Origin of the sequence: Marinibacterium profundimaris (assembly GCF_002210095.1) — a bacterium.
In the GTDB taxonomy this organism is placed as follows: domain Bacteria; phylum Pseudomonadota; class Alphaproteobacteria; order Rhodobacterales; family Rhodobacteraceae; genus Marinibacterium; species Marinibacterium profundimaris.
Map to the genome: position 1 here is coordinate 87,979 of NZ_AQQR01000002.1, position 18,392 is coordinate 106,370.

Genomic DNA, 18,392 nt, shown 5'->3' on the forward strand with positions numbered 1-18,392 from the left:
CGTTTCCTGAAAGGACCAGATCATGGCAAGTTCCCGCAGACCCAACCGTCCCGTCGACCTGATCGACTCCGGTACCGGCGCGGCCGGCAGCCTTCTCGACCGGCTGCTTCACACCACCCGCAGCGGCGCACCGGAACGCTCCTATTCCTCCGAGGCATGCTGCTCTCTGCCGGCCACACGGCAAGGGCGGCCCGTCGGCCCGATCTCGGACTTCCGCGAGGCCTTGATCGCCTATTCCGAGAAGAAGTGGGTCAACGGCATGACCCTGCACTATTATTTCTACGACGAGGCGCCCCTGAAGGGCGACCCCGTCGACGTGCAGATGGTGCGCCAGGCCTTCGCGGCCTGGAAAGGCCTGGGCCTGGGGCTGAACATCGTCGAGACACGCGACATCGGTCAGGCCGAGCTGCGCATCGCCTTCCAGCAGGGCAACGGATGCTGGTCCCACGTGGGCACCGATGCGCTGAACGTCCCCGCGCCGACCGCGCCGACGATGAATTTCGGCCGCAGCCTGCGCCACGATCCGCGCGGGCTCGATACCCCTCTGCACCAGATCGGCCATGCCCTGGGCTTTCCGCATGAACACCAGAACCCCTTTGCCTGCGTCGCCTGGGACGAGGACGAGGTCGCCGCGCAGCTCTCGGGCGCCCCGGCCGAGTGGACCCGCGACCGGTTCCGCCGCACCATCCTGAACAAACATCCCCGCAACGCCGAGGGCGGCGCCGGCTGGGATCCGGATTCGATCATGCACTACAGCTTCGAGTCCGGGATGATCCTGCACCCGGTGGATTGCCGCGACGGGATGGCCCGGCCGCCGGCATTCTCGGAATCCGACCGGTCCGAGGCGCTGAAGTTCTACCCGCCGGTGGACCCGGCCGACCATCCCCGTCTGCAGACCTGCAGATGTGCCCCGCTGGACATCGCGCCGACCGGCCAGAAAACCCTGCGCCTGACGCCGGAGGAGACCCGGCTTTACAGCATCCGCACGATCGGCCCCGCCGACACCCTGGCCGTCCTGTTCCGGCAGGAGGGAGACCGCGAGCGGCGCATCGCCGCCAGCAAGGAGGCCGGCACCGGGCGCTCGGCCAGGATCGACGTGCAGCTGGAGCGCGGCGCGACCTACCTGCTGCGCATTCGCATGCTCAGCCGATACGGCACCGGCGCGGCCGCCGTGCTCTGCAGGTAAACCGGATCCCGTGGCGCGCTTGTGTCCCATCCTCACGAAAAGCCGGGCCAGCGCGATTTGGCCAGCCCGAGGCCGGTCCGGGGTCTTCCCCTCCCCGACCGGACCGGCGGTACCCGCCGCGGCGCGCGCCACGGGACATGTCGAAACCGGGCTGGCCGCATGATCGGCCAGCCCCTTGAAAAACCTGCCTGACACCCCACTTGTTAACAGGTGGTGTTTTTTCCGTTCGCCTTGCCGCGGCCAGTGACCTGGTCCGAGGGCAACGAACCCGGATCGACCGTAACGGGCTGCCGCGATCGTGTGGGCAGCATTTATCAAGGATAGCCACGGACATGCCTAATGGCACCGTGAGATGGTCCAACGCGACCAGGGGTTTCGGCCGCATCCAGCCGGAGCACTGCAGCAAGGATGTCTTTGTTCACATCACTGCCGTTGAACGCGCCGGGATCCCCCGGATCGAGGACGGCCAAGCCGTGACCTTCGACATCGGGACCGGCCAGGACGGTCTCTGTTCCGCCAGCAACCTGGCACGCGCATGAAGATGACGCTGGAAGACCTGCTTGCAGGCGTTCCGGCTCAGGACGGAAACGGCGGGCAGCTCCTGTCGCCCAGTGTTTCCGCCTCGAAGGCAAGACGTGCCGAGCCTGTCACACCCATCGACAAGACAACCGCGATTGCCAAGCTCGTTCTGCAGGACGAGGCGCAGGCCCGGGCCAACAAGACGGCGCAGCTGAAGGCCGCCCGCGAGCAACGCGACGCCGGCCGCAAGGGCTGACCGCCGCCCGGGGGCACCTTCTGACAATACGGCCCCGAACGGCATGGTCCGACATGTGCCGCGCGGGCATATCACGCAATGACAAAAGGAGACGGTCATGGGCTATTCCCAGCCGAAGAAGCAGCTTGATCTCAAGGAATTCCTGAGCACACCGGCAAAGAAACTGCCGTTCAACCGCCAGTTCGGACGCGCCAGGGCGCTGGCCAAGGCCGAGGCGCCCAAGCCCTCCGCGACGCCGGACGCCAAACCGGACGACGCCGCGACCTGAGCCGCGAGGCCCCTTCGCGCCCGGCATCCGGCGCGTTTGCAGCAAGGCCGGCCCCGCAACACGGGCCGCCCTGACACGGGGCGCGCGCGCAGCCGCGATGGAGAGCGTGGCCGCGACCGCGCCCCGCCGGTCCCGTCGCGGCGCCGACGGCCGGGGTCTTCCCCGCCTTCAAAGCGACCCGAAGCGCGCGCGCCCGTCCGAACGGGGCCACACCCCTTGAATTTGTCTTCCTGCCGCGTAGTTTGCCGGTAACCAGTGCCACGGGCCGGACCATGCCATCCGAAAACGATCCTTTTCTTCAAGATGTCCGGCAGGTCGGGCACATCTCGGACATTTCAATGGTACTCGACGCCTGCAGCGCGGCGACCGGCATGGGCTTTGTCGCCGTGGCCCGCGTGACGGCGGACCGCTGGATCACCTGCGCCTCTCTCGACCGCATCGGCTTCGGCCTGCGGCCCGGGGATGAACTCGCCGTGGGTTCGACCATCTGCCGGGAGGTGCGTGGCAGCCGCAGCATGATCACGATCCCGGATGCCGATGCCAGCGACGCCTACCGCGATCATCCCGCGCTGCGGCAATACGGTTTCAAAAGCTACATCTCCGTCCCGATCATCCGCGGCGACGGCACGGTCTGGGGCACGCTCTGCGCACTCGATCCCGACCCGCACGACATCACCGCGCAGTCAGAACAGCTGTTCACGCTTTTTACCCGGATGATCGCCCGCGAGCTTGACCGGCAGGACGAGCTTGATGAAGGCCGCAAAGAGCTTGCGGCGGGTCTTGCCACGCTGGAAACGGAACGCGATACGGCGCGATTGCGCGAGGAATTCATCGCCATCGTCGGGCACGACCTGCGCAACCCGATCGCCGCGGTCACGGCGGGCTTGCGGATGATCCAGAAACGCGACCTGGCTCCGGAGCGCAGGGCGGTCGTGGTTCTCGAGATGCAGCGCGCCCTCACCCGGGCCAGTCAGATCATCACCAACCTGATGGATTTCGCCCGCGGCCGCCTTGGCGCGGGGATCGAGGTCAATGCGCCCGGTCCCGTCGATCTTGCGCCGGTGTTCCGGGATGTGATCGGCGAGATCGAACAGGTTGCCCATCAGCCTGTCGAGACCCGGATCGACCTGCCGCGGGCTCTTGTCGCCGATCCGCAGCGGCTCGGGCAGCTTCTGTCGAACCTGCTGGGCAATGCCGTCACCCATGGTCCCCCGTCCGATCCCATCAGCGTCGACATCGCCGAGCGCGACGGAGAGCTGCATGTGAGCGTCACGAACCGGGGCATGCCGCTTACGGAGGACGTGAAAGCGTCGCTGTTCCTTCCATTCTCGCGTCGGGAAAGCACGGATAAGAGCCTGCAGGGCCTGGGCCTCGGCCTTTACATCGCGTCGGAGATCGCCCGCGCGCATGAAGGGCGGATCGATGTCACCTCCACGCAGGAGGCCGGGACGACCTTCGCGCTTCGGATGCCCGCCAGGCCGAACCGAGGCTCCGCGATCTAGGCGATTGCCCGCATGATGTCATCGACGTCGAGCGGTTTTCCAAGGAACGTGCTGTGCTCTGGAAGGGCATCCTGCGTGGGATGAGAGCGGCCGGACATGACGACGATACGGCATGTCTCCGACAGGCCCCGCACCTTGCCGGCAAGGTCGAGCCCGTCCATCTCGCCCGGCATGTCTATATCCGTGACCAGCACGTCGATGGCCTCTTCGTCGCGGAGCGTCTGCATCGCCATGTCGGCATTTCCGGCTTCCAGAACCTTGTGCCCAAGGTCGGAAAGACCGAGCGCCAGGTCCATTCTGATAAGCGCTTCGTCTTCGACAACGAGGATGGTGAGGGGCGTTTCGGTCATGTCGGTGCTCCTTTGTGCCAAGGGGTCTGCAGCGCAGCCCGCACACGAACGCTCCACGATACACAGGGCCAACCGTCCGGCGCGCCGATGGGTTCCGGCCGCGCGTCCCGTCGTCCCGGTTTGGCGTGAATTGTGATTTGCCGTGATCTGGCCGCCACAAAGGGGCAACACGGGCGGCACGAGGCCAGTGCAGGACAGACGACCGGTTGGCAGAGAGAGTTGGTGGGTCCAGCGCCTTGCACGCGCCGCCGGTCGGGACAACGGCAGACGTCAGGGATAAGCCGTCACGCCGCCCCGTGCAGCCAGGCAAAAGCGATCGGCACCAGCAGGACGCCGTCTGCCTCCCGAATGCCGCTCACACAACGCACTGAAACAGGTGCTGAGTTTCGCCTCCGGATCCTCTCGCGGCGCGACATGACATGCGCGCCGCGACGGACCGTCGGTCTGGCCAACGGCCCTTAGAAATCCAGGTTCTCGACGCTCAGCGCGTTGGCCTGGATGAATTCGCGCCGCGGCTCCACCACGTCGCCCATGAGCTTGGTAAAGAGATCGTCGGCCTCGACCATGTCGTCGACCTTCACCTGCAGGAAGGTGCGCGCGTCGGGATCCAGCGTGGTTTCCCACAGCTGATCCGGGTTCATCTCGCCCAGGCCCTTGTAGCGTTGCAGGGCCAGCCCCTTCTCACCCTCGTCCAGCACCGCCTTCAGCAGGTCCAGCGGCCCGTGGATCAGCTGGCTGCGGTCCTTGCGGTGCAGCGTCGCCGGGGTGCCATAGATGTCCTGCAGCGACTGGGTGAAGCTGCCGGTGCGCCGTGCCTCGCCCGAGCGGAGCATCTGGCCGTCCAGCGTGCGGACCTCTTCAACCCCGCGCAGGATCCGCGCCAGGCGGATGCCCTTGTCCTGGGTGATCCGGCCGCGCCAGCCGCGTTCGTATTCCAGCGCGATCATGTCCAGCCGCGCCGCGACCCGGTCGGCCACGCCCTGCAGGTCGGCATCCACCGCGCCGGGCACGAAGGCCCCCGCGATCGCCGATTGTTCCAGGATGTGGCGCGGGTAATGCGTCGGGAAGGCGTCCAGCACGCGCTTCAGCTGCCGGGCTTCGTCCACCACGCGGACCAGGTCCTGGCCCATGATGTCCTCGCCCGTGCCCAGCTTCAGCATCGCCGTCTCGACGCCCTGCGCGATCAGGTAATCCTCAAGCGCGCCATGGTCCTTGAGATAGACCTCGGACTTGCCCCGGCTGACCTTGTAGAGCGGCGGCTGAGCGATATAGAGATACCCGCCCTCGATCAGCTCGGGCATCTGCCGGTAGAAGAACGTCAGCAGCAGCGTCCGGATATGCGCGCCGTCGACATCGGCGTCCGTCATGATGACGATCTTGTGGTAGCGCAGCTTGTCGATGTTGAACTCGTCGCGCCCGATTCCGGTGCCAAGCGCCATGACAAGGTTGCCGATCTCCTGGCTGGACAGCATCCGGTCGAACCGGGCGCGTTCCACGTTCAGGATCTTGCCGCGCAGGGGCAGCACCGCCTGGGTGCGCCGGTCGCGGCCGGTCTGGGCCGAGCCACCAGCCGAGTCACCCTCGACGAGGAACAGCTCGGTCTTGGACGGATCCTTCTCGGAGCAATCCTTGAGCTTGCCGGAGAGGAAATTCACGTCCATCGCCGTCTTGCGGCGCGTCAGCTCGCGCGCCTTGCGCGCCGCCTCGCGGGCCAGCGCCGCCTCGACAATCTTGCCGACGATCTGCTTGGCCGGGCCCGGGTTTTCCTCGAACCACTCCGAAAGCTTTTCGTTCACCAGGCTCTCGACCGCCGGCCGCACCTCGGACGAGACAAGCTTGTCCTTGGTCTGGCTGGAGAATTTCGGATCCGGCACCTTGACCGACAGCACGCAGGTCAGCCCCTCGCGGGCATCGTCGCCGGAAAAGCTGATCTTCTCCTTCTTGGCGATGCCGCTGTCGGCGGCGTAGCGCGTCAGCGTCCGGGTCAGCGCGCCACGGAAGCCCGCCATGTGGGTGCCGCCGTCGCGCTGCGGGATGTTGTTGGTGAAGGGCAGCACGGTCTCGTGGTAGCTGTCGTTCCACCACATCGCGACCTCGACCCCGATCCCGTCGCGATCCCCGGTCATGAAGATCGGTTCTTCCATGATCGGGCTTTTCGACCGGTCGAGGTAGCGCACGAATTCCTTCACGCCGCCGTCGTAATGCAGCTCGATCTCCTGCACCTCGGCGGGGCGTTCGTCGCGCAGCCGGATGCGCACGCCCGAGTTCAGGAAGGCCAGCTCGCGCAGGCGCTTTTCCAGCGTGTGGTAATCGTAATCCAGGTTCGAGAACGTCGTGGTCGAGGCGAGGAACCGCACCTCGGTCCCGGTCTTGCCCTCGGCATCGCCGACGATCTCAAGGTGCTTGACCGTGTCGCCGCGTTCGAAGCGCGCCACATGCTCCTTGCCGTCGCGCCAGACGCGCAGCTCCAGCCAGTCCGACAGCGCGTTGACCACCGAAACGCCGACCCCGTGCAGACCGCCCGAGACCTTGTACGAGTTCTGGTCGAATTTCCCGCCGGCGTGCAGCTGGGTCATGATGACCTCGGCCGCCGAGACGCCCTCTTCCTCGTGGATGCCCACCGGAATCCCGCGCCCGTTGTCGGTCACCGACACGCTGCTGTCGGCGTGGATCGTGACCGTTACGACATCGGCGTGACCGGCGAGCGCCTCGTCGATCCCGTTGTCCACGACCTCGTAGACCATGTGATGCAGGCCCGACCCGTCGTCGGTGTCACCAATGTACATGCCCGGCCGCTTGCGGACGGCCTCCAAGCCCTTGAGAACCTTGATGGAATCCGCGCCGTATTCTTCAGGGACCTGATTGTCCTGGGACATGAAGATTTCCCTTCATTATTTCGTCACGAACCTACGAAATCCGGGGGGGAATGTCACGCCTTCCTACCCGATTTTGTGGGGACAGGGCGGGGTTTGCAGATCTGCCGACAGGCCGGCCGCAGCCGCCTTCGCCGGGCGGTCAGCTGAGACTGCCGGTGGGGTAGAACCCCACCCTACATGACCCGGGCATGAAGCACCGCAGCGCCCGGCGTGCAGCGCCCGTCCCGGGCGGTCAGGCAGCGGTGCGCAGCTTTCCAACGAACGCGGCCAGCCTTGACCGGGCCCGGGATGACGCCTTCGGCCGAGAAAGCCGCCCGGTCACGCCAGCCTGCCGTCCTCTGTCAGCTCCCAGAAGGGGTTGTGGGCATATTCCCAGACATGGCCCTCGGGATCTGCCCAGGTGCCCGAATAGCCGCCCCAGAATACCGCCTCGGGCGGCTTGCAGACCGTACCACCAGCCGCGATCGCCCTGTCATAGGCCGCGTCCACCGCCGCCCGGTCGGGGAAGTTCTGCGCCAGCGTCATCGCGCCGGTGCCCAGGCTGTCGGGATCGCGACCGAGATCCCGCGCCAGCAAGGCCTTGTCGTAGATCCCGAATTTCGCCCCGTCCATGTCGAAGAAGCAGGTGCCTTCCAGCGACTCTTCGATCACCCAGCCGAGGCTGCTGTAGAACGCCGTCAGCGCCGGGACATCCTCGGCCGCCAGAGTGACCAGCGTGATGCGGTTTGACTTCATGCCAGGTCCCTTTCCACGATCGCGCTTGCGCCTTCGGTGTCCGATACCTCGTAGCCGCGGGCCCGCGCACCCAACTCTGCAAACAGTTCGGGGCCCGTGCCGGTCATCCAGGCCTGGGCCCCCAGCGCGCAGATCTCGTCGTAAAGCGCCGCGCGACGCTGCATGTCCAGATGCGCCGAGACCTCGTCCAGAAGCAAGAGCGGCGGCGCCCCGATCCGCGCCGCCAGCGCCCGCGCATTGGCCAGGATCAGCGAAACCAGAAGCGCCTTCTGCTCGCCGGTGGAGCAATCCTTCGCGTCCACGCCCTTGGCGGTGTAGACACCGCGCAGATCCGTCCTGTGCGGCCCGACCAGGGCGCGCCCGGCGGCCATGTCGCGGAACCGGCTCTCGACCAGAGCCTCGCGCAGGTCGCCCTCGGTCTCCGGCATCTCGCCCTCGCTCTGCACCAGCGTCAGTTCGGCGGCGGGAAAGGCCGTCTCGGCCTCGGCCTGCGCCGCCTGCACCAACTCCAGCGCCTCGACCCGGGCGACATGCATCCGGTGCCCGGCCTCGGCCATCTGCGCCTCCAGCGCGGCATACCAATGGGGGTCGCGAACCTCGTCGCGGAACAGGCGGTTGCGGTCGCGCATCGCCTTGTCATAGGCCAGCGCGGCCTCGGCATGGGCGGGTTCGAAGCTCAGCACCATGCGGTCGAGAAACCGCCGCCGCCCGTCCGCCGCCTCGATCCACAGCCGGTCCATCGCCGGCACCAGCCACAGCACCCGCGCCAGCCGCCCCAGCGCCACCTGGCTGGCCGCCTTGCCGTCGATGCGAACCTGCCGCGCGGCGCCGTTTTCGGACCACGTCTCGACCTCGTGGCCATGGCCCATCGAGACCAGCCCGCCCCGCAGCTTCCAGCCCAGCGCCTCGGGCCGGCGCGTCATCTCCTCGGCGCTGGCGCGGCGCAGGCCACGGCCCGGCGACATCAGCGAGACGGCCTCCAGGATGTTGGTCTTGCCCGCCCCGTTGGCGCCGAACAGCACCACGGGCCGCGCATCCGCCTCCAGCCGCACGCGCTTGTGCGACCGGAAATGCGACAGGGTCAGCTCGGTCAGGTAAAGCGACATGTCACTTGGCCCGGTTCAGCGGATCCACCCCGCCACCGGCCGAGATTTTTCGGCGAAAAATCTTGTCCCAAAAGATGGAAACGACCTGCTCCGTCACACCCGCATGGGCATGACGACATAGACCGCGCTCAGGTCGTTGCCTTCCCGCATCAGGGTCGGATCGCCGGACGAGTTGAACATGAACACCGCATTCTCGCGATCCACCTGGCTGGCGATCTCCAGCAGGTACTTGGCGTTGAACCCGATCTCCAGCCGCTCGTCGCCATAGGCCACGGCCAGCTCCTCCTCGGCGGCACCGCTGTCGGGCGCGTTGACCGACAGGGTCAGCTTGTCGTCGCCCAGCTGCAGTTTCACCGCGCGCGAGCGTTCCGAACTGACGGTCGCGACCCGGTCCACCGCCTGGGCGAACTCGCTCGCGTCGACCTCCAGCCGCCGGGTGTTGCCCTGCGGAATGACGCGCGAATAATCCGGGAAGGTGCCGTCAATCACCTTCGAGGTCAGCGTGATCTCGGGCGTGGCAAAGCGCACCTTGGTCTCGGACACCGACACGGCGATCTCCGCCTCGTCGTCCTCCAGCAGCTTGCGCAGTTCTCCCACGGTCTTGCGGGGCACGATCACGCCGGGCATCTCGGCCGCGCCGTCGGGCAGATCCGCGTCGATCCGCGCCAGCCGGTGGCCGTCGGTCGCCACGCAGCGCAGCACCTTGCCGTCCTCGCCGTCGGCCACGTGCATGTAGACGCCGTTGAGGTAATACCGCGTCTCCTCGGTCGAGATCGCGAATTTCGACTTGTCGAACAGCCGGCGCAGCAGCGGCGCGGGCGCCGAGAAGTTGGAGGCATATTCCGAGGTCGCCATGACCGGGAAATCCTCTTTCGGCAGGGTCGCAAGCGAGAAGGTCGTGCGCCCGCTCTCCACCGTCAGCCGACCCGTAGCCGGGTCCGACACCACGGTCACCAGCGCCCCGTCGGGCAGCTTGCGGACGATCTCGTGCAGGGTGGTGGCGGCAACCGTCGTGGCGCCGGCGCGGTCCACCATGGCGGGCGCGCGGTCCACCACCTCGATGTCCAGGTCGGTGGCACGAAAGGTCACCGAGTCGCCTTCGGCCTCGATCAGCACATTGGCCAGGATCGGGATGGTATTGCGGCGCTCCACCACGGACTGGGCCTGGGCCACGGCCTTCAGGAGCACGCTGCGTTCAATGCTGATCTTCATGTCCCATCCCTATCGCTGAGCCGGGAGGGGCAGGTTACCCGTTCTCCCCTGCGGCACAAGGTTTTTTCGAAGTTTCTCTTGCGTTCGGCAGCAGGGGTCAAGAGGGGTGCAACCCCGCATCTGCGAATGCATCCGGACTGTGGGAAAATCGCGCCGCGCCGCCGGGCCAGGGGCCGCACCGCGGGCCCTGCGCGCAGGCCCGTGACCGGCGTAGGGTGGGTTTTCAACCCACCGCCCGGCGCGCACAGGGCCCGGACGAAACGCGGCGGCCCGAAGCCGCCGCATGTCCCGTCGCATCTGCCTTCGATGCGTGGCCGTCCTGTCCGGCCGCCTGTCCCGAAACCGGGACGCGCCCGGCTCACGCCTCCAGCGCGCGCCGCAGCATCTCCACGTCCTCGGCGATCTGCCCGTCTGTCAGCTTCAGCTCCTCGATCCGGCGCACCCCGTGCATCACCGTGGTGTGGTCGCGGCCGCCGAAGCGCCGTCCGATCTCGGGCAATGAGCGCGAGGTCAGCTGCTTGCACAGGTACATCGCGATCTGCCGTGGCCGGGCAAAGCTGCGCACCCGCTTGGGGCCGACGATATCGGAAATCCGGATGTTGTAGTAATCCGACACCTTCCGCTGGATCTCCTCGATGGTGATCTTCCGCTCGGAAGCGCGCAGCACGTCGGCCAGGCAATCCTGCGTCAGGTCCATGTCGATCTCGCGCCCCACCAGCGAGGCGAAGGCGAACAGCCGCGTCAGCGCGCCTTCCAGCACCCGCACGTTGGTCGAGATTCTATGCGCCAGGAATTCCAGCACGCCGGGCGCGATCTTCAGGTCCGGGTAGGTCGTGCGGTAATGCTGCACCTTGGTCTGCAGAATGCCCAGGCGAAGTTCGTAATCGGTCGGGTGCAGGTCCACGACCAGCCCGCATTGCAGGCGCGACTTCAGACGCTCTTCCAGGTCCTTGATCTCGCCCGGGGCCTGATCGGCCGAGATGATGATCTGCTTGTTCTGGTCCACCAGCGCGTTGAACGTGTGAAAGAATTCTTCCTGCGTCGAATCCTTGCCGGCGATGAACTGCACGTCATCCACCATCAGCACGTCGACCGAGCGGAAAAGATGCTTGAAATCCATCATGCGGCGCTCGCGCAGCGCCTGGACAAAACGGTACATGAACTGTTCGGCCGACAGGTACAGCACGTTCAGCTCGGGGTGTTTCGCCTGCAGTTCCCAGGCGATCGCGTGCATCAGGTGGGTCTTGCCGAGGCCTACGCCACCATAAAGCACCAGCGGGTTCAGCGTGACCACGCCGCCTTCCGAGACGCGGCGCGCCGCGGCATGGGCCAGCTCGTTCGGCTTGCCGACCACGAAGGTGTCGAAGGTGAAGCGCGCGTCCAGAGGGGCGGCCTGCAGATCCTCCAGTGCATCGCTGCGCCCGGCGGTTGCCGGGGTCCGGTCCGAGGAACGATCCGCCTCGGCCATGGTACGCTCGTCCTGGCTGTTTGCGGACCGGGAGGCGGGCACGCCCTGGGTGCCGGGTGCGGCATCGCCGGACACCATCTCCTGCCGGGGCCGCGCCGCGGCGGCGGCTCGGCTGGCCGGTCGTCCTGCAAGGTTGGCGACCTCGAAGGTCACGCGCTGCACGCGCTCTCCCGAATTGTTCAGCTCGTACAGGATCAGGTCGCCGAAATTACGAAGAACGTAGTTTCCCGTGAAGGTGGTCGGAACGGTGAATACTGCGACGCCGTCGTTCAGCTCTGCGAATTCAAGCGGCTCGATCCAATTCTTGTAATTGTTTTGCCCGATCGCCCTGAGCAGATTCTGACGGAGTTGTCCCCACTTCTCTTGTGTCATTCGGTGCCTCGTAACATCCCGATTATAGTGGCTTTTTCAGCCTCTTCATGTCGTTGACCGGCGTCAGCCGGCGGCATTCACGACGCACGAGGGCACCCGGCGCTTTCCCTGCCAGAAAGCGCGGATGGTCCCTTGACGGGACAAATGGCAGCAGTGAGACTGGACCGACCGGCGAAGGAAGCCGGGCAGCCAGATCCATGGCACACACAGTATCAATGACAGGGCCGGCAAAAGCGCAGAGCAGCCTGCGCCGGTTCCGGCACATCTTCAAGGTCGTTGGATCGACCTGTCCGACATACGCAGCTTGAGCCTTATTTTTGCGTCCGGCCCGTTCGCTGCGACCTGTCCCCCCAGGCGAGTGAATCGCTGGATCATAGGTAGCAATATGGCGGGTAAGGCGGCAATGAATCTCTTGCCTTGACTCCGGCCGGGGGGGCAAAGAATCTTAAAAATCTCGCCGATGGATAAAAAGAAAACAGGGCGCAGCCTGCGGCAACGCCCTGTTTTCAAACATTAATTCTGATAGGCTTGCAGAAAAGCCTCAGGCCATCGCTTTGATGCGCGAGGACAGGCGGGACAATTTCCGGGCCGCGGTGTTCTTGTGGAAGACACCTTTGGTCACGCCGCGCATCAGCTCGGGCTGAGCGGCCTTGAACGCGGTCTGAGCGGCGCCCTGATCGCCCGATGCGATCGCCTCTTCGACCTTGCGCAGGTAGGTGCGGATCCGCGACCGGCGCGCCTTGTTCACGGCAAAGCGGGTTTCGTTCTGACGGGCGCGTTTCTTGGACTGGGGCGAATTTGCCATGCGATCTGACTTCCTTCGTGTTTCTGTATTTCGGGTCTGCGTTTCGGTTGTATGCGTACGAATCTTGCACAAGACTGACCGACACGACTCTCCTTAAACGGGAATCACGGGAATCAAGCCTGAGCGGGCCGCACGCGCATGTATGACGGGCGTCTATAAGGCGACGCGCCGGAAATGAAAAGGGGAAACTGCGCCGCCCCGCCTCGCGGGGGCGGCACCGTTACGTCATTTGTCGCGGAACTGCGGTTCGCGCTTTTCGAGGAAGGCGGCCATGCCTTCTTTCTGATCCTCGGTTGCGAACAGCGAATGAAACACGCGGCGCTCGAACAGCAGCCCTTCCGACAGGGTCGTCTCGTACGAGCGGTTGACCGATTCCTTGATCGCCAGCGTGGCGAATTTCGACTTCTCGGCGATCTTCTGGGCCGCGCCCTGGGCCTCTTCCATCAGCTTCTTGGCCGGCACCACGCGGCTGACCAGGCCGGCGCGCTCGGCCTCTTCGGCGGTCATGAAACGACCCGTCAGGTTCATGTCCATCGACTTGGACTTGCCCACGAACCGGGTGAGTCGCTGCGTCCCGCCCAGCCCGGCCATGACACCAAGGTTGATCTCGGGCTGGCCGAACTTGGCGTTTTCCGCGGCAATGATGAAATCGCAGGCCATCGCCAGCTCGCATCCGCCGCCAAGCGCATAGCCGGACACCGCCGCGATCACCGGCTTGCGAATCTTCTGCAGCCGTCTGTGCGGCGCGCCGAACAGGTCGGACGAGGCCACGTCGACAAAGCTCTGCTCGGACATCTCCTTGATATCCGCGCCCGCGGCAAAGGCCTTCTCCGATCCGGTGATGATCGACACCCGCACCTTCTCGTTGGCATCGCCCTCCTCGAGGGCGGTGCAGATCTCGTGAAGGACGACCTGGTTCAGCGCGTTCATCGCATCGGGGCGATTGATCTTGATGGTGCAGACATGGTCATCGATATCGACGATGATCGTTTCAAAAGCCATGGGTTCGCTTTCGGCTGTTCCGTTCAAATCCGAAGCCTTAACACGCAGTGTCCGCTGTTCAAGCTATCTTTGACAGGCCGCACAATAGAAGGACGACCGCCCCGATTGCACGATCCGCCGCACCGGCGCGGGGCACCCCGGGGTCCGGCAGGGCTGCCCCTCGCGGCCGTAAACGTCGAACGAATGCTGGAAATACCCAAGTTCCCCATCGGCTTGCCGGTAATCCCTGAGCGACGATCCCCCCGCCGCGATCGCCTCCTGCAGCACGTTGCGGATCGCCGGAACCAGCGCCGCGACCCTCGGCGCCGCGATCTTGCCCGCCTTGCGCCGTGGCGACACCCTTGCCCGGAAAAGTGCCTCGCAGACATAGATATTGCCCAGCCCGGCGACGATCCTCTGGTCCAGCAGCGCCGCCTTCACCGGCGTGTTGCGCCCCCTGAAGGCGGCGATCAGGTAGGATTCGTCGAACCGGTTGCCCAGCGGCTCCGGCCCCAGCGCGGCCAGCAGCTTGTGCGCCTCGGCCCCCGCCGTCGGCATCAGGTCCATCGCGCCGAACCGGCGCGGATCGTTGAAGGTGATGCGCGCGCCATCGGCCATGTGAAACACCACGTGGTCGTGTTTCTCGGGCGCCGGGTGATCGTGCACGAAACGCCCCAGCGTATCGCCCGACACCACCATGCGCCCCGACATGCCAAGGTGAATCAGCAGCGTCTCGCCGCTGTCCAGATCGGCAAGGATGTATTTCGACCGCCGCCGCAGCTGCAGCACCCGCCGCCCGGTCAGCCGTTCGGCCATCCGCTCCGGAAAGGGCCAGCGCAGGTCCGGCCGGTTCACCTCGGCCCGCGCGATCGTCGCGCCCTCCATCACCGGGGCCAGCCCGGTCCTCACGGTTTCCACCTCCGGCAATTCCGGCATTCGTCTTCCTTTCCCGGGCCTTTCGCCTCACCCGCATTGTGCCCGCGCGCAAGCGGCCTATAACGTCCCACAGCACCAGCAGCCTATATCAGGCCGCACCGACCCAAACGGCAAGGGCCCGCGATTCAGCCATGACCCAGGACGACACCAACACCACCCATTTCGGGTTCCAGGACATCCCCGAGGCCGACAAGAAGGGCCGGGTTCAGGGCGTCTTCAATTCCGTGGCGTCGCGCTACGACGTGATGAACGACCTGATGAGCGCGGGCATCCACCGCATCTGGAAGGATGCGATGATGGACTGGCTCGCCCCGCGACCCGGGCAGAAACTGCTCGACGTGGCCGGCGGCACCGGCGACATCGCCTTCCGCTTCCTCAAGCGCGCCGGGTCGGGCCACGCCACCGTTCTCGACATGACCGAACCCATGCTTATCGAAGGCCAGAAACGCGCCGAGGCCGAGGACATGGCCGACAGCCTCGACTGGGTCGTCGGCGACGCCATGGCGCTGCCTTTCCCCGACAACACCTTCGATGTCTACACGATCTCCTTCGGCATCCGGAACGTGACCCGCCCGCAAGAGGCCCTGGCCGAGGCCTTCCGCGTGCTGAAGCCCGGCGGCCGTCTGATGGTGCTGGAATTCTCGCGTATTCCCAACGACATGCTGCAAAAGGCCTATGACCTCTACAGCTTCAACGTCATCCCCGAGATCGGCCGCGTCGTGGCCGACGACCGCGACAGCTATCAGTATCTCGTCGAATCGATCCGCAAGTTCCCGGACCAAGACACCTTCCTGCAGATGATCCGCGACGCCGGCTTCGAACAGGCCAAGTACCGCAACCTGTCGATGGGCATTGCCGTGCTCCATTCCGGCTGGAAGATCTGAGCCGTTGCGCGGTCCCCACAATATCTGGCGCCTGATCCGAACCGGCGCCACGCTCGAACGCTCGGGCGCCATGCGCCTCGTGCTCGATGCCTTCGAGGCGCCGCGCGCCCTGCGCATCCTCGCCCGCGTGCTGGGCTGGCCGTTCCAGTGGCTCGGCTATCCCGGCGATCCCGCGATGCCGCCCCTCACCCGCGCGCTGACCGCGCTGGGGCCGGCCTACATCAAGTTCGGCCAGATCCTGTCGACCCGGCCGGACGTGGTCGGCGACGAGCTGGCGACACAGCTGCGCGTCCTGCAGGATCAGCTGCCGCCCTTCCCCGCCTCGGTCGCCCGGGCCACGATCGCGCGCGAGCTGGGCGTGGACCCGGATGCCGCCTTCCTCGAATTCTCCGAACCGATCGCCGCGGCCTCCATCGCCCAGGTCCACAAGGCGCGGCTCGCCTCCACCGGAGAGGCCGTCGCCGTCAAGGTGCTGCGCCCGGGGATCGAACGCGCCTTCCGCAAGGATGTCGACGCCTTCTACCTCGCCGCGCGGATCGTGGATCTCTTCGCGCCCGGCGCCCGCCGCCTGCGGCCGATGGAGGTGATCGAACATTTCGACGGCGTGGTCCGCGGAGAGCTCGACCTGCGGCTCGAATCCGCGGCCGCCAGCGAATTCGCCGCCACCACGAAGGAAGACGAGGGCTTTCGCGTGCCGCCGATCATCTGGCACCTGTCGGGCCGCCGGGTCATGACGCTGGGCTGGGCCGACGGCCTGGCCCTGGGCGACAACGACGCGCTGGACGCCGCCGGGCTGGACCGCGTGCGGCTGTCGCACAACGTGCTGAAACTGTTCCTGCAGCACGCCCTGCGCGACGGCTATTTCCACGCCGACATGCACCAGGGCAACCTGAAGGTCGCGTCCAACGGTGACATCATCGCCTATGATTTCGGGATCATGGGCCATATCGACGAATACACCCGCCGGGTCTATGCCGAGATCCTCTATGGCTTCGTGCGCAAGGATTACAAGCGCGTCGCCGAGGTGCATTTCGAAGCCGGCTATGTCCCCGCCCACCAGGATGTCGACGAATTCGCCCGCGCCCTGCGCGCGGTGGGAGAGCCGATCTTCGGCATGGACGCCACCCGCATCTCGATGTCGCGCGTGCTGGCCTATCTCTTCGAGGTCACCGAACGTTTCGGCATGGAAACCCGGACCGAACTGATCCTGCTGCAGCGCACCATGGTCGTGGTCGAGGGCGTGGCGCGCTCGCTCAACCCGCATGTGAACATCTGGGATGTGACCGGCCCGATCGTGACGGATTACATCCGCACCCATGTCGGCCCCCGCGCGCTGATGACGGACCTGGCCCAGACGGCCCGCGTCCTGACCCGCTTCGGCCCCCAGCTGCCCCGCCTGGTCGAAGGCCTGCTCATCGCCCAGAACAACCCGCCGCCCGAACCGCCCCGCCTGAAGCGCTGGATGCTGGCCTCGGGTCTGGGCGGCGCCGTGCTGGGCGCGCTGATCGTGCTGGCCGCCGAAGCCCTGCTCTGACCGGCATCGCCCTCCCCGGGGCGGCGCCACGGCCCCGGGCGAATGCGGCCCCCCGCGTGGCCCAAACCCTAACGACTCGTAAATTCGACTCTGTAACCCCTTGAAAACCCAAAGGGCGGCTCCTGTCCCACGCGTGGGACACGCACCGCCCTCATGTCTTCTTCTTGGCCTAAATACCTCCGGGGGCTCCGGGGGCAGAGCCTCCGGCCGGAAATCAGAGCCGCTCGATGGCCAGGGCGATCCCCTGCCCGCCCCCGATACACATGGTGATCAGGGCCTTCGACCCACCGATCCGCTCCAGCTCGTACAGCGCCTTGACGGTGATGATCGCCCCCGTGGCCCCCACCGGATGCCCCAGCGCGATGGCCCCGCCATTCGGGTTCACCTTCGCGGTGTCCAGCCCCAGCTCGCGGTTCACCGCGATCGCCTGCGCGGCGAAGGCCTCGTTCGATTCGATCACGTCGAAATCGCCCGCGCTCAGGCCCGTCTTCTCCAGCAGCTTGCGCACCGCCGGGATCGGGCCCACGCCCATCACCTCGGGCCGCACGCCGGCATGGGCATAGCCCAGCACCCGCGCCTTCGGCTTCAACCCGGCCTTCTCGGCCGCCTCCGCCGTGGCGAAAACCAGCGCCGCCGCGCCGTCATTGATGCCGCTGGCATTGCCCGCCGTCACGGTGCCGTCCTTCTTGAAGACCGGCCTCAGGCTGCCCAGCTTCTCCATCGAGGTCTGCTTTGGATGCTCGTCGACCATGAAATCGACCTCGTCCCGCTTCACGCGGATCTTCACCGGGGTGATCTGGCTCTCGAACCGCCCGTCCGCCTGCGCCGCCGCCGTCCGTTCCTGCGAGGTCATGGCAAAGGCGTCCTGGTCCTCGCGGGTGATCTGATGCTCGGTCGCGACATTCTCGGCGGTGACACCCATGTGCCCAGTTCCGAAGGGGCAGTTCAGCGCGCCCAGCATCATGTCGAGCGACTTGATATCGCCCATCTTCTGGCCCCAGCGCGCCTGCGGCATGATGTAGGGGCTGCGCGACATCGATTCGGCGCCGCCCGCCAGGGCGAACTCGGCATCGCCCAGCATCAGCGACTGCACCGCCGACACGATCGCCTGCGCGCCCGAACCGCACAGCCGGTTCACGTTCATCGCCGGCGTCCCCTCGGGGATGCCCGCCTGCATCGACGCCACGCGGGACAGGTACATGTCGCGCGGTTCAGTGTTGATCACGTGGCCAAAGACCACGTGCCCGATCTGGCCGCCCTCGACGCCGGACCGCTCCAGGGCGGCCTCGGCGGCCACGGTGGCCAGGTCGATCGGCGCGGTGGAAGCCAGCGCGCCCCCGAAGGTGCCGATGGCGGTGCGGGCCCCGTCGAGCAAAACGATATCGGTCATGGAATTCTCCCT

General features: G+C 66.3%; 17 protein-coding genes. 7 read left to right on the forward strand and 10 right to left on the reverse strand.

The window, feature by feature from the left end; all coding sequences use genetic code 11:
- The first annotated feature begins 22 nt into the window (after positions 1 to 22).
- The 5 genes from ATO3_RS05350 (at position 23) to ATO3_RS05365 (ending at position 3,731) form a co-directional block, all read left to right on the forward strand.
- Positions 23 to 1,186 carry a M12 family metallopeptidase gene (locus tag ATO3_RS05350; RefSeq protein WP_088648798.1) on the forward strand — a complete coding sequence of 388 codons (1,164 nt, stop codon included), beginning with the start codon at positions 23 to 25 and terminating at the stop codon, positions 1,184 to 1,186.
- A gap of 332 nt (positions 1,187 to 1,518) precedes the next feature.
- On the forward strand, positions 1,519 to 1,725 hold the full coding sequence (locus tag ATO3_RS05355; RefSeq protein ID WP_088648799.1) for a cold-shock protein: 207 nt from the start codon (positions 1,519 to 1,521) through the stop codon (positions 1,723 to 1,725).
- Positions 1,722 to 1,961, forward strand: a complete 240-nt coding sequence (locus tag ATO3_RS05360; protein ID WP_088648800.1) for a hypothetical protein — start codon at positions 1,722 to 1,724, stop codon at positions 1,959 to 1,961. Before ATO3_RS05355 ends, ATO3_RS05360 begins: the two co-directional genes overlap by 4 nt.
- 97 nt (positions 1,962 to 2,058) lie before the next feature.
- Positions 2,059 to 2,229: a hypothetical protein gene (locus tag ATO3_RS28980; protein WP_198963214.1), complete on the forward strand. Its 171-nt coding sequence runs from the start codon at positions 2,059 to 2,061 to the stop codon at positions 2,227 to 2,229.
- Between the two features lie 338 nt (positions 2,230 to 2,567).
- Positions 2,568 to 3,731: a GAF domain-containing sensor histidine kinase gene (locus ATO3_RS05365; RefSeq protein WP_158217908.1), complete on the forward strand. Its 1,164-nt coding sequence runs from the start codon at positions 2,568 to 2,570 to the stop codon at positions 3,729 to 3,731.
- Here the strand turns inward: ATO3_RS05365 and ATO3_RS05370 are convergent.
- The 9 genes from ATO3_RS05370 to mutM form a co-directional block, all read right to left on the reverse strand.
- On the reverse strand, positions 3,728 to 4,081 hold the full coding sequence (locus ATO3_RS05370; protein WP_088648802.1) for a response regulator: 354 nt from the start codon (positions 4,079 to 4,081) through the stop codon (positions 3,728 to 3,730). The genes ATO3_RS05365 and ATO3_RS05370 overlap by 4 nt on opposite strands.
- 458 nt (positions 4,082 to 4,539) lie before the next feature.
- Positions 4,540 to 6,957, reverse strand: a complete 2,418-nt coding sequence (gene gyrB / locus ATO3_RS05375; RefSeq protein WP_088648803.1) for a DNA topoisomerase (ATP-hydrolyzing) subunit B — start codon at positions 6,955 to 6,957, stop codon at positions 4,540 to 4,542.
- A 318-nt stretch (positions 6,958 to 7,275) separates the two neighbouring features.
- Positions 7,276 to 7,692 carry a VOC family protein gene (locus ATO3_RS05380; protein WP_088648804.1) on the reverse strand — a complete coding sequence of 139 codons (417 nt, stop codon included), beginning with the start codon at positions 7,690 to 7,692 and terminating at the stop codon, positions 7,276 to 7,278.
- Positions 7,689 to 8,798 carry a DNA replication/repair protein RecF gene (gene recF, locus ATO3_RS05385; protein WP_088648805.1) on the reverse strand — a complete coding sequence of 370 codons (1,110 nt, stop codon included), beginning with the start codon at positions 8,796 to 8,798 and terminating at the stop codon, positions 7,689 to 7,691. Before recF ends, ATO3_RS05380 begins: the two co-directional genes overlap by 4 nt.
- Positions 8,799 to 8,891: 93 nt before the next feature.
- Positions 8,892 to 10,010 (reverse strand): DNA polymerase III subunit beta, encoded by a 1,119-nt coding sequence (gene dnaN, locus ATO3_RS05390; RefSeq protein WP_088648806.1) that lies wholly within the window; start codon positions 10,008 to 10,010, stop codon positions 8,892 to 8,894.
- A gap of 358 nt (positions 10,011 to 10,368) precedes the next feature.
- Complete coding sequence (gene dnaA, locus ATO3_RS05395) at positions 10,369 to 11,850, reverse strand: chromosomal replication initiator protein DnaA (RefSeq protein ID WP_088648807.1); 1,482 nt, start codon at positions 11,848 to 11,850, stop codon at positions 10,369 to 10,371.
- A gap of 541 nt (positions 11,851 to 12,391) precedes the next feature.
- Positions 12,392 to 12,655 (reverse strand): 30S ribosomal protein S20, encoded by a 264-nt coding sequence (gene rpsT / locus ATO3_RS05400; RefSeq protein ID WP_088648808.1) that lies wholly within the window; start codon positions 12,653 to 12,655, stop codon positions 12,392 to 12,394.
- Positions 12,656 to 12,880: 225 nt separating this feature from the next.
- Positions 12,881 to 13,657 carry an enoyl-CoA hydratase gene (locus ATO3_RS05405; protein ID WP_088648809.1) on the reverse strand — a complete coding sequence of 259 codons (777 nt, stop codon included), beginning with the start codon at positions 13,655 to 13,657 and terminating at the stop codon, positions 12,881 to 12,883.
- A 63-nt stretch (positions 13,658 to 13,720) separates the two neighbouring features.
- Positions 13,721 to 14,572: a bifunctional DNA-formamidopyrimidine glycosylase/DNA-(apurinic or apyrimidinic site) lyase gene (mutM, locus tag ATO3_RS05410; RefSeq protein WP_088648810.1), complete on the reverse strand. Its 852-nt coding sequence runs from the start codon at positions 14,570 to 14,572 to the stop codon at positions 13,721 to 13,723.
- A gap of 131 nt (positions 14,573 to 14,703) precedes the next feature.
- Here mutM and ubiE point away from each other — a divergent pair, with 131 nt between their 5' ends.
- On the forward strand, positions 14,704 to 15,456 hold the full coding sequence (gene ubiE, locus ATO3_RS05415; protein ID WP_088648811.1) for a bifunctional demethylmenaquinone methyltransferase/2-methoxy-6-polyprenyl-1,4-benzoquinol methylase UbiE: 753 nt from the start codon (positions 14,704 to 14,706) through the stop codon (positions 15,454 to 15,456).
- 4 nt (positions 15,457 to 15,460) lie between these two features.
- A complete protein-coding gene (gene ubiB / locus ATO3_RS05420) occupies positions 15,461 to 16,990 on the forward strand; it encodes a 2-polyprenylphenol 6-hydroxylase (RefSeq protein WP_088648812.1) in 1,530 nt (509 codons plus the stop codon).
- 214 nt (positions 16,991 to 17,204) lie between these two features.
- On the opposite strand, the gene ATO3_RS05425 is transcribed toward ubiB, so the two are convergent.
- Complete coding sequence (locus tag ATO3_RS05425; protein ID WP_088648813.1) at positions 17,205 to 18,380, reverse strand: acetyl-CoA C-acyltransferase family protein; 1,176 nt, start codon at positions 18,378 to 18,380, stop codon at positions 17,205 to 17,207.
- Positions 18,381 to 18,392 lie beyond the last annotated feature (12 nt).